The organism is Syntrophales bacterium, assembly GCA_035363115.1.
Lineage (GTDB): Bacteria > Desulfobacterota > Syntrophia > Syntrophales > PHBD01 > PHBD01.
The window spans coordinates 1,139,125-1,153,066 of sequence record DAOSEM010000001.1 but is presented as its reverse complement, the minus strand read 5'-3'; the positions used below and the strand labels follow the sequence as shown (position 1 = coordinate 1,153,066).

General features: G+C 65.4%; 12 protein-coding genes. 1 reads left to right on the top strand and 11 read right to left on the bottom strand.

The genetic code is table 11. The features are described 5' to 3' along the window. Positions 1-2: 2 nt before the first annotated feature. From PLO63_04885 to PLO63_04850, 8 genes are all read right to left on the bottom strand, one after another. Positions 3-488, bottom strand: a complete 486-nt coding sequence (locus PLO63_04885) for a TRAP transporter small permease (GenBank protein ID HOI73465.1) — start codon at positions 486-488, stop codon at positions 3-5. A 17-nt stretch (positions 489-505) separates the two neighbouring features. Further along, positions 506-1,516: a TRAP transporter substrate-binding protein gene (locus PLO63_04880; protein ID HOI73464.1), complete on the bottom strand. Its 1,011-nt coding sequence runs from the start codon at positions 1,514-1,516 to the stop codon at positions 506-508. 317 nt (positions 1,517-1,833) lie between these two features. Then, the gene (locus PLO63_04875; protein HOI73463.1) at positions 1,834-2,652 is read right to left on the bottom strand and encodes a DUF169 domain-containing protein; all 819 of its coding nucleotides are present in this window, start codon (positions 2,650-2,652) and stop codon (positions 1,834-1,836) included. Positions 2,653-2,726: 74 nt separating this feature from the next. After that, positions 2,727-2,957 carry an amphi-Trp domain-containing protein gene (locus PLO63_04870; GenBank protein HOI73462.1) on the bottom strand — a complete coding sequence of 77 codons (231 nt, stop codon included), beginning with the start codon at positions 2,955-2,957 and terminating at the stop codon, positions 2,727-2,729. A 100-nt stretch (positions 2,958-3,057) separates the two neighbouring features. Beyond that, positions 3,058-4,140 (bottom strand): 4Fe-4S binding protein, encoded by a 1,083-nt coding sequence (locus tag PLO63_04865; protein HOI73461.1) that lies wholly within the window; start codon positions 4,138-4,140, stop codon positions 3,058-3,060. A 573-nt stretch (positions 4,141-4,713) separates the two neighbouring features. Further along, complete coding sequence (locus tag PLO63_04860) at positions 4,714-5,964, bottom strand: acyl-CoA dehydrogenase family protein (protein HOI73460.1); 1,251 nt, start codon at positions 5,962-5,964, stop codon at positions 4,714-4,716. Positions 5,965-6,060: 96 nt separating this feature from the next. Then, a complete protein-coding gene (locus tag PLO63_04855) occupies positions 6,061-7,659 on the bottom strand; it encodes an acyl-CoA dehydrogenase family protein (GenBank protein HOI73459.1) in 1,599 nt (532 codons plus the stop codon). 146 nt (positions 7,660-7,805) lie between these two features. Continuing rightward, the gene (locus PLO63_04850) at positions 7,806-8,456 is read right to left on the bottom strand and encodes a TetR/AcrR family transcriptional regulator (GenBank protein HOI73458.1); all 651 of its coding nucleotides are present in this window, start codon (positions 8,454-8,456) and stop codon (positions 7,806-7,808) included. A 136-nt stretch (positions 8,457-8,592) separates the two neighbouring features. Between PLO63_04850 and PLO63_04845 the strand changes: the two genes are divergently transcribed. Further along, positions 8,593-10,122, top strand: coding sequence for a patatin-like phospholipase family protein (locus PLO63_04845; protein ID HOI73457.1), 1,530 nt, complete (start codon positions 8,593-8,595; stop codon positions 10,120-10,122). 24 nt (positions 10,123-10,146) lie between these two features. On the opposite strand, the gene PLO63_04840 is transcribed toward PLO63_04845, so the two are convergent. From PLO63_04840 to PLO63_04830, 3 genes are read right to left on the bottom strand one after another with little or no spacing between them, the layout of a single operon-like run. Beyond that, positions 10,147-11,028 (bottom strand): 3-methyl-2-oxobutanoate dehydrogenase subunit beta, encoded by an 882-nt coding sequence (locus PLO63_04840; protein ID HOI73456.1) that lies wholly within the window; start codon positions 11,026-11,028, stop codon positions 10,147-10,149. Then, positions 11,009-12,187 carry a pyruvate ferredoxin oxidoreductase gene (porA, locus tag PLO63_04835; protein ID HOI73455.1) on the bottom strand — a complete coding sequence of 393 codons (1,179 nt, stop codon included), beginning with the start codon at positions 12,185-12,187 and terminating at the stop codon, positions 11,009-11,011. Before porA ends, PLO63_04840 begins: the two co-directional genes overlap by 20 nt. After that, entirely contained in the window at positions 12,184-13,932 is a 1,749-nt protein-coding gene (locus tag PLO63_04830; protein ID HOI73454.1) for an FAD-dependent oxidoreductase, read from the bottom strand. Before PLO63_04830 ends, porA begins: the two co-directional genes overlap by 4 nt. Positions 13,933-13,942 lie beyond the last annotated feature (10 nt).

Genomic DNA, 13,942 nt, shown 5'->3' with positions numbered 1-13,942 from the left:
GGTCAACCCTCCCGGATTGGACCCTGGAGGAGCCGGATCGTCTCCTCCAGGGTGAAAAGGAACATCAGGGCAAAACCCACCGGCAGGGCCGCGTAGGGAACAGCCATGGGAAGCCCCATGGCCGGCGACGTCTGCCGGACATTGATCAGGGCCTGGTCGGCGCCGTAAACGGCCATGACCAGGAAGAATCCGAGGACCAGGACGTCCGCACCGATGCGCACGGCCCGGGATGCCCCGGAAGGCAGCCTTTCGTACAGGATGGTGATGCCGATACGGTAGCCCCGCCGGAAGCCCGCGGCGCCACCCATCATGGTCACCCATACCAGGGCAAAGGTCGCGGCCTCGCCTGACCAGGCGGGCATCTCCCCCAGGACATAACGGCCGAATACCTCGTAGGGAACGATGACGGCGATGACCGCCATGAAACCGACGAGGGCCGCCTCCGCAGCCCGGGCGAGCCAACCGTTCAGCCTTGCCAGGGCGGCCACGGAAAGCACCGCTCCCGTTATTTCACGGCCTGGATGGCGTCCACGCGGTCCTTGCCGAACTGGGGAATGAATTCCTCCAGGGCCGGCTTCATGGCCTTCAGCCAGACCGCCTTGTCCACGTCCTTCGTGACCGCCATGCCCCGCTCGGCCAGCTCGGCGATCTGCTTCGCCTCGTTGTCGCGGCCCAGCTTCCGCTGGTACGCCGCCGTCTCCAGGGCCGCCTTCAGGAGCAGGTCCTGGTCCTCCTTCGAGAAGGCCTGCCACTTCTTCAGGCTGAAGATGATCATCGCGGGCGAGTAGACATGCTGGCTCAGGGTCAGGTACTTCTGGACCTCGTTGAGCTTCACGGAATAAATGACCGCGATCGGGTTCTCCTGGCCGTCGATGGCCTTCTGCTGCAGCGCCCCGTAGACCTCGCCCCAGGCCATGGGAACGGCGTTGACGCCGACGGCCTTCCAGGCGGCGATGTGGATCTTGTTCTCCTGGGTCCGGATCTTCAGCCCTTTCGCGTCGGCCGGCGCCTTGATGGCCCGCTTCGAGTTCGTCAGGTTCCGGAAGCCGTTCTCCCAGAAAGCCAGGCCCTTCATGCCGGACTTCTCGATCTCGTCCATGAGCTGGCGCCCGATGGGACCATCGAGGACCGTGTCCACATGGGCATAGTCACGGAACAGGAACGGCAGGTCCAGGATCCCCATGGTGGCGCTGAATCCGCTCAGCGGGGCCGTGGAGCCGACGTAGACGTCGATGGTTCCCTGCTGGATCGCCTCCAGCAGTTCCCGCTCGCCCTTGCCGAGCTGTCCCTCGGGATAGATCTTGATGTCGATGCGGCCGTTCGAGCGCTGCTTGACCAGTTCGACGAACTTCGCCGCCCCCTGGTTGTAGGTATGGCTCGTGGGGGTCATGGAGGCCAGCTTCAGCTCCACCTTTGCTTCCCCTTTGCCGGTTGCCGCGGGCTTGTCGCCCCCGCCACACCCCACCAGGAACGCGACCATGGCCAGGGACAACAGGATCAACGCCGTTCGTTTCATGGTATCCGAGTCCTCCTCTCGATTTGCTGTGTAGAAACCTCCCGGCCGAACCGGGCCGTCCTCCTGCAGGTCAGCAAGGGAAGCCGACTGGCTCTGCGTACAGGAACGGCAGGGGAAATTCAAGGACGATGATGCCGGCAAACGGTTTTCGGGAGCAAGGGACTGCAGCAAACGGCCCTTCACATGAAAAATAGGTGTCTATTCAAGGCTGTTGAAAAAGGGTTGAATGCCAGGCGCCCGAAGTCCCGGGCCGCGAGGCGTACTTTTTGAGTACGTTGAGTGGCACGGGATAAGGGCAACGCCGCAGACGCCCTTTTTCAACAGCCTTTCAGCAACCCCTGCCAGGTGGATCGCTCCAGGAAGGAGCCTGTCACATTGCCTTCCATCTCCTCGAAGAGGGCCTTCGGGACGGCGAAGGTCAGCAGATTGCCCCCGAGCTGGCGGCGGAGGTAAAGGCGGGCGGAGAGGTCCGTGAGACCGACGACGGCCCGGGGACGGGGGGACTCGGCCTCCCGGTAAGGATAGATGCCGATGGTCTGGCAGCCGGCGGCGTAAGGGATGAACACGTTTTCATTGTCCCCCCGGCCGTAGTTGGCCAGGACGACGAGCGCGGAGAGCCGGTCCGGATCGGCGAAGAAGATGACCGTCCGGAGGTTGTCCCGTTCGGGCTCCACGTCCGCCAGGGGTTTGAACACGATGTACCGGGCCGGGATCTCCCGCATGGGCAGGGCGGTGATGAAGCGGCGCACCCCCTCGGGATCCTTGACATAGCGCTCACCGTGGAGGAAGTGGTCGAGGGCCTCATCCCGGAGAAATGGCCGGACCTGTTCGGCCAGTTCCGCTCCCCCTTCCCGGCCGGCATTCCCGCTGGACAGAAAATGGCAGAATCCCTCCTCGCCGCCGGGGAAATTGCGGTACTGGTTGCCGAACCCGAGGCCGACACCGCCGCCGAAGCAGCCGAAGGTCCCGGCGTCGCAGGCCGCCGCCCTGCCCTTGGCCGCGGCCGCCACAAGCCACATGACGCAGCCCCATTTCCCCGCCTGAAACATCATGGCGCGGTCCGGCTTCTCGTCGGCCCAGAGAAGGCCCACGGGGGGAATCTTCAGGCGGATGGCCTCGGCGATCCGGCTTTCCATGACGGTCTCTCCAATCTCATGCCGGTGCGGAAAGGAACCGGCATTTTCATATAAAGATCAACAGGACGTCCGGATCAGCGGCGCTTCTTCCAGCGGAGCTGAAACTCCAGCTCGTTGACGCCCCCCTCGCGTTCGTGCTCGATGCTGATCTCGGCGCTGACGGGCGCAGTCAACGTCTCTCCCGCCACCTGAATCCGGAAGGGACGTCCTGCCTCGATGTCGTCGGCCAGGCGCCGGAGTTTCCGCACAAAAGCCGCCCGGGTCACGGCTTTCTCCACGTCCCGTTTCACTGCCTTCTTTTTCATGGTCGCCTCCTGTTTCCCGTGATCTGAAGCTTCCTCAAGGTACGGAAAACCAGCCGTCTTGTCAAAAAACAAACGGGCTGAACGTATTCCCTGCTATGCGCTACCCCTTCATGACCTCCATGAAGCGCTGCAGCTTCCCTTTTTCCTGGAGGACCCGGGCACCCATTTCCTGCATGTCGGCACAGACGGCGGGGGGATTCTCCCTCCGCACCAGGGCGATGGCCTCCGCCGGACAGCCCGTAACACAGAGGCCGCAGCCGATGCAGGCCTCGACGGCAACCACGGCCACATCCTCCACCATTGTGGCGGCGCCCACGGGGCACCGCTCATCGGCGCAAATGCCGCATCCCGTGCAGGCCTCCGCGTCCACCCGGGCGAGGAAGCCGCTGGTCGAGAAGGCGTTGGGCAGAGAGAGCTGGGTCTTGCAGGTGAGGATGGTGCAGCAGCAGCGGCAGCAGTTGCACAGGAACGTCGGCCGGTCGGCGCTGTTGTTGCTGACGTGAACGAGGCCCGCTTTTTCCGCATCACCCAGGACCCGCAGGGCCTCGACCCGGCCCACCTCCCGGGCGTATCCCCGCTGGACGAGAAACCGGGCCGGGGCGTCGAAGAAGAGACAGGTCTCCGTCGGCGAATTGCAGGCACCCGCAGCGATGCGGCAGGCGCACCGGCCGAGTCCGATGAACTCTGACTCCCCGATGAGCTTCGCCACCTCCTCGTAGGGATGGACACGGCCTGCCGGCTCCAGGGACTCGCCAACGGGAATCACCCGGGCCACGGGGGTCGGGTTCCCGGAAAAGGAGGCCCCCAGGCCCTCCCGGTGGTATTCATCCCAGAGCTTCGCCAGTTCCTCGTGCTCCGGGCGGGTCCTCCCTTTCATGAAGGGAAACTCGAAGAGGCCTGGGATCGTGGGCAGGAGCCCGTAGGATCGCTTCCCGTCCTTCTCCCGACAGAAGACGACGGCCCGGTCCGCCATGGCCTCGAGCATCCGCTCCGCATCCGCGGGATCGAGCCCGGCCTTCGCGGCAATCGCCGGAACCGGCCGGGGGGCGAAGCTCATAACGGCAGACAGCGCCGCCTCTTCGGGCGTGAAGAGGATCCGGAGGATCCGGTCGATGGCAGGAGACGGGGGCGCCCCGGTGGGGTGGGCGTCCAGAACGGTCCGCAGCTTTTCATAGGCGTCCATGGCAACCTTCCTTTCATCTTTAAAAGGTACGCCTCATGGCTCAGGATTTCGGGGGCCTTGCATCCGGGCATTTTTGAACTGCCCGTCCCATGCTCCCGCAGGGGTTTTCAATCGCTCTTCTGGAAACTTCCAACCGCGCCCCCGCGGCTGGCTGGTTCGGTCACGGCGCGGGGGCTGCCACGGGGGCTTCCGCTGTCGCGGACGTCTTTCCCGCGATCCGTCTTCGACGGTTTGTCAGGCAAGAGGGATGGGAAAAACGTCCTGATTGCTCCTCTGGAAACCCCCGGTCGCGCCCCCGCGAACATCCGTCGGGGAGAGGGGGCTTCCCGGAGCGCGAATAGCGGCTTTTTCGGGGTACCCTGCCGTCGCAGCGCAGCGCCCGCAAAGTCATCTGTCTGAGCGCCCCTGGGCGCGAGTTATGACTTTGCAGCGGAGCGAGACGTTGCAGGGTCGAAAAAACGCTTCTGAGCGCGAGGGAAGCCTTCGCTCCCACATGCCGGCCCCCCATCCGAGCCTGATTCTATAAAAAAAAAGAGGAAAGGGTAGCGGATTGAAAATCCGCCCCGCCCATCCTTATTCGTAGATCTTCTCGTCCTCGGCGAAGGCCTCCTCGGCGTCCTCCTCGATGTCGCGGGTCAGCTTCGCCATGCGGGCCTTGAAGTACTCCCGGTACCACTCGTGCGCCACGATCATGGACATGACTTCGCTGGTGCCCGTCCAGATGGAGGCCAGGCGGATGTCGCGGTAGATCCGCTCGAGGGGATAGACGTTGGTGTACCCGATCCCGCCCACGACCTGCATGCAGTTGTGGACCACCTTCTGGCAGTTCTCGGTGATGAACTTTTTCGTCTCCGAGATCATCCGGCGGACCCGCGCGCGCTCCACCTTATTGTCCACGGCGAGGCAGGTCGCGTATCCCAGGCTCCTGGAGGCGTCCAGCAGCATCGCCGCCTCGGCCACCTGGAAACTGACGCCTTCGAACGTGGCAATGATCTGTCCGAAAGCCTTGCGCCGGGCCGTGTAGTGGGTGGCCACCTCCAGCGCCGCCCGGGCGGGGCCGATGGTCATCAGCGCCGTTCCCAGCCGCTCGGGGATCATCATCGTGTTGAAGACGTCATAGGCGCCGTTTACCCGGCCGACGACGTTCTCCTTCGGGACCTTCACGTCCTTGAAGACAAGCCGCGCCGTGCCGCCGCCGCGGCATCCCAGGAGGTTGTAAAGGTACTTCGTCTCCACACCGGGGCCCCGGTCGACGAGGAAAGCCGTGAGGCAGTCCTGGGGCTTCGCCTTGGGATCGAAGTTCGTCCGGGCGTAGACGAAGAAGAAATCCGCCCCCTCACCGCCGACGATGAACCGTTTCTGGCCGTTGAGGAGGAAGTGGTCGCCCTTGTCCTCCGCCTTCGACGTGGCCCCGAAGAAATCCGAGCCGCCCCGGGGCTCCGTGAGGCACTCGGCGGCGAAGAGCTCGCCCGCCAGGAGGGGCTTCACGTACTTCTCCTTCTGCTCGTCGGTTCCGTGCTGGATGATGGCGTCACAGACCAGCTCCGCCCCGACGCCGAAGACACAGGCGAACTCGTAGCCAAGCGTGCCGATCTCCTCCATGACCGTGCCGGTCGTGACCCAGTCCAGGTCCCGGCCGCCCCACTTCTTCGGGTAACGGCAGCCCATCAGGTTCCGCCGGCCCGCCTCCCGGAGGAACTCCTTGGGGAACTTGATCTTGTCCTGGTCCATGTCGAGGACCATCTGGCGGGGAATGGACTTGACGAAGTCCCGCGCTTCGTCGCGGATCTTGATCTGCTCCGGCGTCAATACGTAATCGAACATGGCAACCTCCCCTTCAGGATTCTTTTCTTCTCCCGCAACCGCTGGTCGCGGCGCGGGGAGCTTTTTTCAGTCGGTCCGGACGCCCCTTCCCGGGCGCTACCGGCTTTCCTCCACTTCCTTCATCGCCAGGTCCTGATAGGCGTGGGTCAGGTCGGCGCAGAAGGTGTCCCAGCGCCGGCAGATATCGAGGGTCTTTTCGTCGGGAGCAAACAGGTGCGGATGGGCCAGGAGCTCCGTGATCTCCGCGGACATCTTCTCGATGAACAATCGATCCGCGCCCTCGAGGACTCTTCCGACGAACTCCGCCGGGGGATACCACTTCGCCGCCCGCTGGAAATCGCGGTGCATCTGGGTGAGCAGCACGTTTCGCGGCCCCTCCCAGAGCTCATTCACGGCGGCGTCGCGGTACAGCCGCGGGAGCGACGAGAAGTCCTCCATGATCCCGTGGCCGCCGAAGATGGACATGGCCATGCGGATCACGTCCGTGCAGTCCCATGACGCGGTGATCTTCTGGAGCATGATGAGCTCCCGGATGTCGAAGCGCTTCTTCTTCATGGCCTCCGGCTCGCCCGTCTCCAGGCCGCCTTTGAGCCCGCCCTCGAGGGTCAGGAAATCCCGGTAAAGCTTGAAGGCCCCGGCCGTGCTCCGCTTCACCGAGCGGTCCATCCAGTCGATCTGGCCGGCCACCATGGGGAACTGCCCGATGACGAGGCCGAAGGCGCTGCGGAACTCGCTGTACCGCTTCGCCTCCCGGACGGCCCGGGTCATGAAGGCGGCGCAGGAGAGGCCGACGGTGAGGCGCGAGTAGGTCAGGACGATCCCCACCACGTTGGCCAGCCCCCGGTCCAGGGGTCCCGCCGGGTAGGCCACGGCGCCGTTGAAGGTGATCTCCGCCGTGGGCAGTTCGCTCGTTCCCGTCTTCCACTTGATCCGGTCGATGGTGAAGCCGTTGCGGATCTCCTTCTCCCTGTTTCCGGGCAGCCACGAGGGAATGACGAAGAGGGCCACGTCCTCCGAGCCCGCGGGCTTTGCCGTGACGACGGCGTAGTCGGCGTGGGCGGCGGAGCAGAAAAATTTCGTGCCGTAGAGGCGCCAGCCCCCGTCCTCCCGGACCGCCTCCAGAAGGTTGGCCGGGACATCGGAGCCGCCCTGGATCTCCGAGAGGTACTGGGCGCCGATGGCGAATTCGCCGTCGATGCCCTCCTTGGCGTGGCGCAGGATCTGTTTCGCTTCCGGCGAGTCGGCGAAGCGGTCGAGAAGAGCCACCATGCCCTCCGTACAGGTGATGGGGCAGGAGACGCAGGCCTCGCCGTTCTGGTAGATCAGGTACATCTTGATGAGCCTTACCCAGGGCGGTGTCTTCTCCGAAAAGAGGGCCTCCGAAAAGATCTCCCGCTCGAGGGTCTCCGTCTCCGCCGGGCGGACGATCCGGTCGATGCGGCGGTTGTGGCCGTCGTAGTGCATCATGAAGGGCCGCCGCTCGGGCCAGGAGATTCGCTCCGTCAGGTCCCGCCAGCGAAAGGAGACCTTTTTCGAGATCTCCCGGGCCGCCCGGTCCACCGCCTCCGCCTCGGCGCCGGTGAAGCAGCGGACGACCTTCTGGATGAAGGGGTCGTCGGCATAGTAGTCAACGGACTTTCTCCAGTCCAAGAACTCATCGAATTTGTAGGGATTGTTTCGGTTCGGCAGGGTCATGGCAACCTCCTTTGGTATACGTTTCCGGCGGTTTGTTCCTGGATGTAAACAGTGTTCACTGTTAACCGGGACCGCTGCCGAAAGTCAACTGGTTTGTGGAAAGACAAATGGAAAGAGTGGGAATGGGCCGGAGTCCGCCCCCCCTGTCACGCCTGAACGCCCAGCCCGCGGTCCCAGCCGTCCGACGTGATGCTCAGCGTGAAGAGCCTCGCGATCACCCGGCCGACCAGCTTCATGTGCTCTATCACCTCTTCCCTTGAACGGCCGGGATAGTCCCGGAAGGTGATGAGGATGCCGTTCATGGCCGAGAAGAAGGCATGGGCCAGGAGGCGGCGGTCGCCCTTGGCATGCATCGTTTCAAAGAGGAAGTCGAACTGGTCGATGAGGAGGCGGGACTCCTCGTTGAGGCGCTCCACCAGGGCCGGGCTCAAGGAGCCGTCCAGCATGAAGTGGGTCATCATGCGGAAATAGGGATCGTTTTCGATCAGGAAGTCCAGAAACTCTCCGGCAATGCGCTCCAGGGACACGCCGCTGTTCTCTTCGACGGCCACCCGGAAGGACTCGATGACGCGGCGGGAGCCCCGGAGAAAGGCCTCCACGAAGAGGGTCTGCTGGTCCGGGAAATACCGGTAGATGGACGCGGGCGAGATGCCGGCCTCCCGGGCGATGTCCCGCATGCTCACCTTGTTGAAGGGCTTGCCGGCAAAAGACCGCTCGGCGGCGTTGACGATCAGGTTCTTCCTGGCTTCCCGCTCCCGGATCTTCAGTTTGGAAAACGTGTCTGCTTCCGTCGCCATGCGTCTCGTCCTTTCCGGTCCTGGGTCGCTCTATACAGGCATCGGGCGCCGAAAGGCAAGGAAATTGAATGCTTCTCCTTGACGGACCCGGCCGTGCGGCCTATACTCCGCTTCACCTTGAGCCCGGGGAAAAGCGATGGATCCTTCCAGATTGTCCGGTCGTCGCCGGCGCACAAAACGGTATTCGCCTTTCCGCAGCGGGCCGTTCCGACTCGGTCTCCTGATCCTTGGAATCCTTTCGGTCCTGGCCGGCTGCACGGCCCAGTACCCGCTCAATCCCGTGCTGGGACCGCGGACGATCGTTGCTCCGCAGGACCGGGGCATTGTTGAAAAGGACGATCCCCTGTTCCTCATCCTGGCCTTCTCCGGCGGGGGGACCCGGGCGGCGGCGCTGTCCTACGGCGTACTGGAGGCCCTCGACCGCATCGAGATCCAGGCGAAAGAGGGCTCGGGCCACCGCACCCTCCTGGATGAGGTGAACCTGATCACCTCCGTCTCCGGCGGAAGCTTCACAGCGGCCACCTACGGACTCCGTGGCCGGGACATGTTCCTCGACTACCGCGAGCGCTTTCTCCTCCGGGACCACCAGTCCCACCTGATCGCCGGATTCCTCAGCCCCTTCAACTGGGCCCGTCTCTGGTCGCCCCGCTTCGGAAGGAGCGACATGGCCCAGGAATACTACGACCAGATCCTCTTCGACGGCGCGACGCTGGGAGACATCCCCAGGCGGGACCGGCCCGCCGTCATGATCCTCGCGACGGATATCCTCAACGGCCAGGTTTTTCCCTTCACGACCCTCCAGTTTTCCCTGATCTGCTCCGACTGGAAGCGTTTCCCCATTGCGCGCGCCGTCGCGGCCTCGGCGGCCTTCCCGGGCGCCTTCACACCGGTGATCCTGAAGAACTACGCCGGAGACTGCGGCTGGAAGCCCCCCGACTGGATGAACAAGTCCCTGGAGAGGCCCGATCCGGCCAGCCGCGGCTACCACATGGCCAGGAGCATGGCATCCTATCTCGACCGGAGCAGCAAGCCCTACATTCATCTGCTGGACGGAGGCGTCTCGGACAACCTGGGACTCCGGAGCATCCTGGAGTACCTGGCGGTGAGGGGCGGAATCCGGGAATCCCTGCGGGAGCAGGGCTACACCCGAGTCCGGCGGATGGCCTTCGTCATCGTCAACGCGGAGACCCGGGAAAAGCCGCGGTGGCGCCTCCTGGACGAGGTCCCGGGCCTGGCGGCGATCCTGGGGGCGTCTTCCACCGTCATGATCAACCGCTACAACTTCGAGACCGTCGACCTCCTGAGGCGATACGTGCGGGACTGGTCCGAGGAGCTGCGTGCCGCCGGCATGCCGCCCATCGAGTTTTACGTCATCGAGCTGAGTTTCGATTATCTGCCGGACCAGGCGGAACGGGAGTATTTCCAGTCCATCCCCACCTCCCTCTACCTGCCGGCGGGCGAGGTGGACCGCCTCCGCGGCGTCGCGCAGAGACTGCTCCTCTCGTCGGAGCCCTTCCGGAACATGGTGCGGGATATGGGAGGCCGGCTGCCGGCACCGGTGCTCCCCCTGCGTGCGGATGCGTCCGCCGGGGGGCCGGAGTCCGCTGCGCCCTCCCCCGTACCGCCGCCTGTACCCGACGGAGCGGAGAGCGTACATGGGAAATGACCGGCCGCCGCTCGGCCCCGCCGCTCAGGCGTGCTCCCCGGCCTTTCGGAGCAGGAGCTGCCAGTCCTCGTTCACCATCTCCTGAATCGCGTCCAGATCCTGGTCCGTCAGGTGCCGGAACCGCCCCTGGAGCTTGAAGTATTCCCGGACCAGGTATTCCCTGGGCTTGTAGTTGATGGTGTACCGGACGCCGTCCTCCACCTCGTAGAGGGGGAAGATGTTCGTCTGGACGGCCATGCGGGCGATCTTGATGGACATCTCGGAGGGAATCCGCCAGCCCGTGGGACAGCTCGCATAGATGTGAAGGAACCGGGAGCCCTTGATGGACTTGGCCTTCCGGGCCTTCCGTACAAGGTCCTCCGGGAAGGCGATGTTCGCCGTCGCCGCATAGGGAATCCGGTGCGCCACCAGGGCCTCCACGATGTTCTTCTTCCGGAGATGCTTCCAGTGCGTGCCCGGCGTCGTTGTCGTCCACGCCCCGTAAGGCGTCGAGGAACTGCGCTGGATCCCCGTGTTCATGTAGGCTTCGTTGTCGTAACAGACGTAGATGAAGTCCTCGTTCCGCTCCACGGCGCCGCTTAAGGCCTGGAATCCGATGTCGAAGGTCCCCCCGTCGCCGGCCCAGGTGACAACGGTCGTCTCGGTGTCTCCCAGCATGTCCAGGGCCGCCCGGACGCCGGTGGCGGTGGCTCCCCCCGTCTCGAAGGCCGAGTGGATGACCGGGATCTTCAGGGTGGACTGGGGATAGGGTCCCGCGATGACGGACCAGCAGCAGGCCGGCAGGACCATGACGGTTTTTTCCCCGAGGGTCTTCAGGAAAAAGCGCATGGCGATGGTAGCCCCGCATCCCGGGCAGCCCACATGGCCCGAGCACATCAGTTCCTGATCAAGGACGTCCAGTTGCATAGGCCGCCTCCGTAAGCCCGATCCAGATGCTCTCCGCCGGCGGAACCCCGGCGGCTTTTGTCTGTTCGATCATCGACGCCAGCACCGTCGTCGTGACATCCCGGCCTCCCAGGCCGGCGATGAACCCAAAGACGGGCGGATGGTCCGGCACGTTGCACACGGCGGCCCGCACCTCCTGGGCGAAGATGCCCGTCGCCCCGAAGGAGAAGTTGCGGTCCACCACGGCGACTTTCTTTGCCCCCGCCAGGGCCCGGCGGATGGCCTCCACCGGAAACGGCCGGAAGAGCTTGATCTTCAGAATGCCCACCTTCTCCCCCTTCGCCCGCAGCTCTTCCAGGAGAATGCGCGCGGTGCTCGTCACCGTTCCGCTGGTCACGAGTACGATCTCCGCGTCCTCGCAGCGGACCGCCTCCACGGCACCGTAGCGGCGGCCGAAGACCCCGGCGAACTCTTCTTCCACGGCGTCGAGCTTCACCAGGACGTCCTCCATGGCGGCGGCGATCTCCCGGCGCATCTCCATGTAGGCGTTCGGCGCCACCAGGGGGCTCAGGGCGAAGGGATGGGCCGTGTCCAGGCGGAAGCCCGGCGCGTATGCCGGCAGGAAGCGGTCCACCTCCTCCTGCTCCGGGATGTCCACCGGCTCATACGTGTGGGACAGGAAAAAGGCGTCCAGGACCACCATGGCCGGAAGGTTCACCATCTCCGCCAGTCGGTAGGCCATCAGCATCGTATCGAGGACCTCCTGGGCGTCCTCGCAGTAGAACTGCATCCAGCCGGTGTCCCGCTGGGCCAGGCTGTCGCTCTGGTCCGTCCAGATGTTCCACCCCGGTGCCAGGGCCCGGTTCACCTCCGCCATGACGATGGGCAGGCGCGCCCCGGAGGCCCAGTGCAGGAGCTCGTGCATCAGGGCCAGCCCCTGGGAGGAGGTGGCGGTGAAGGTCCGGACGCCGGTGCTCTGGGCGCCGATCAGGGCCGCCAGGCAGGAGTGCTCGCTCTCGACCCGGAGGAAGCGGGCGTTCATCTTTCCCGAGGCGCAATAGTCCGAGAGGATCTCCACGATGTGCGTCTGCGGCGTGATGGGGTACGCCGAGATGACCTGGACGTTGGCCAGCCGGACCGCCTCGGCCACGGCATGGCTTCCCTCGAGGACCCGTTTCATGATTCCCCCTCCAGGGTCATGGCGTTGCGGGGACACTCCACCACGCAGAGCCCGCACCCCTTGCAGTAGTCGTAGTTGATCCGGCGGTTCTCCCCTTCCCGGCCGCGGGCGATGGATACGTCGGGGCAGAAGAGGTAGCAGTTGTCGCAACCGTTGCAGATGCCGCAGTTGAAGCATCGGCCCGCTTCCCGCATGGCCAGCCCGGCGGAGATCTTCAAGTCGATCTCGGCGAAGGAGCGGGACCGCTCGTCTACCAGGAGGCGCGGCTGGGTGATCCGGGGCTCGAAGGCGAAGTAGTCCGTGTTGATCTCCTCCGGCAGGACAACATGACGGGTCCGGAGACCACGGGGGCCGCCGGTGTAGATTTCCATGGAAAGCGACGGCCCGGGCCCGACGGCGCATGCGGAGAGCCGCTCCGTGACGGCCGCCGGCCCCTCCCGGAACAGGACGTCCAGGGCCAGGGCAGCCTGCTTGCCCGAGGCAACGGCGGTGACGACCATCTGGACGTCGTTCGTCGTGTCGCCGCCGTACACCCGCACCGGACGGCCTTCCGACGCGGTGAGGACGGTGTGGCTGAGCCGGACGAGGCCCGTCTCCTTCCGGGGCGGCAGATGCCAGTCCTCGGCGGCACCGGCGCCGGCGGCCGTGAACAGGCGGTCCGCCTCCACCTCCAGCGTCGCCTCGCCGTCCGGGACGATGCGCCCCCGTCCGTCGGCGTCCTCGCCCTCGATCTTCATCCGGCGGAACGTGATCGCAAGCTTCCCGTTCCGGCGCGCGACACCCGCGGGCGCCATGAGCTCCCGGAGCTCGACCCCCTCCTCCAGGGCCATCTGCAGCTCTTCGTCGAAGGCCGGCATGTCCCGGCGGCGGCGCCGGTAGGCAATGACCGCCCGTCCGCCCAGGCGGACGACGGTCCGGGCGACGTCGACGGCGGTGTTTCCCCCGCCCACGACAATCGACACGCCTTCCAGGCGCGGCTCCTCACCGCCGCGGATGCGGGACAGGAAGGCGAGCCCGTCTTCGACTCCCCGCTCCTCCTCCCCGGGGATTCCCAGCGGCCGGTCCTTTCCGAATCCGCAGCCGAGAAAGACGGCGTCATAATCCCGCTCCAGGGACTCCAGGCCTGCCCGGTCGATCCGGCAGTCCGTCCTGATTTCGATGCCCAGGGCTTCCAGGCGGGCGATCTCCGGCCGGAGGGCCGAGGGCGGCAGACGGTAGGCGGGGATGCCCCAGCGCAGGATTCCTCCCGGCTCCGGAAGGGCCTCCAGGACGCGGACGCCGTATCCCAGGCGGGCCAGGAACCAGGCCGCCGACAGGCCGGCGGGACCGGACCCGACGATGGCGATCCGCTCCTTCCGGGCTGGAAGCCGTCCCAGGTCGGACCGGAATTCGTTGCGGACGGCCGAGTCGGCCAGGAAGCGCTCCACCGTGTGGACCGCCACCGCCGAGTCGAATCCGCCGCGGTTGCAGACCCCCTCGCAGGGATGGAAACAGACCCGCCCGCAGACTCCCGGAAAGGGATTCTCCATCAGGATCGTCTCCCAGGCCTCCCGGAAGGCGCCCTGGGTCGTCAGCATTTCGATGCGGGGGATGTCTTCTCCGGCGGGGCAGGCGGCGCTGCAGGGAGCCGTCTTCTCCTCGAAGCGTGGACGGAGGTACCGCCACGAGCCCGTCAGGTTGCTTTCCGTGGTGGTGAAGGACCGGGGCAGAAACAGCGCCTCGGCCCTGCTCTGGTCTCGGTTCATGCGTTCCCCT

Coding starts and splice junctions, on each gene's coding strand:
- porA (HOI73455.1), bottom strand. CDS start 12,187: ATGAAACGGGTCCTCGAGGGAAGCCATGCCGTGGCCGAGGCGGTCCGG.
- PLO63_04875 (HOI73463.1), bottom strand. CDS start 2,652: ATGGAAAGCCGGATCGCCGAGGCCATCCGCCTGAAGATTCCCCCCGTG.
- PLO63_04855 (HOI73459.1), bottom strand. CDS start 7,659: ATGACCCTGCCGAACCGAAACAATCCCTACAAATTCGATGAGTTCTTG.
- PLO63_04865 (HOI73461.1), bottom strand. CDS start 4,140: ATGGACGCCTATGAAAAGCTGCGGACCGTTCTGGACGCCCACCCCACC.
- PLO63_04840 (HOI73456.1), bottom strand. CDS start 11,028: ATGCAACTGGACGTCCTTGATCAGGAACTGATGTGCTCGGGCCATGTG.
- PLO63_04860 (HOI73460.1), bottom strand. CDS start 5,964: ATGTTCGATTACGTATTGACGCCGGAGCAGATCAAGATCCGCGACGAA.
- PLO63_04845 (HOI73457.1), top strand. CDS start 8,593: ATGGATCCTTCCAGATTGTCCGGTCGTCGCCGGCGCACAAAACGGTAT.
- PLO63_04850 (HOI73458.1), bottom strand. CDS start 8,456: ATGGCGACGGAAGCAGACACGTTTTCCAAACTGAAGATCCGGGAGCGG.
- PLO63_04830 (HOI73454.1), bottom strand. CDS start 13,932: ATGAACCGAGACCAGAGCAGGGCCGAGGCGCTGTTTCTGCCCCGGTCC.
- PLO63_04870 (HOI73462.1), bottom strand. CDS start 2,957: ATGAAAAAGAAGGCAGTGAAACGGGACGTGGAGAAAGCCGTGACCCGG.
- PLO63_04880 (HOI73464.1), bottom strand. CDS start 1,516: ATGAAACGAACGGCGTTGATCCTGTTGTCCCTGGCCATGGTCGCGTTC.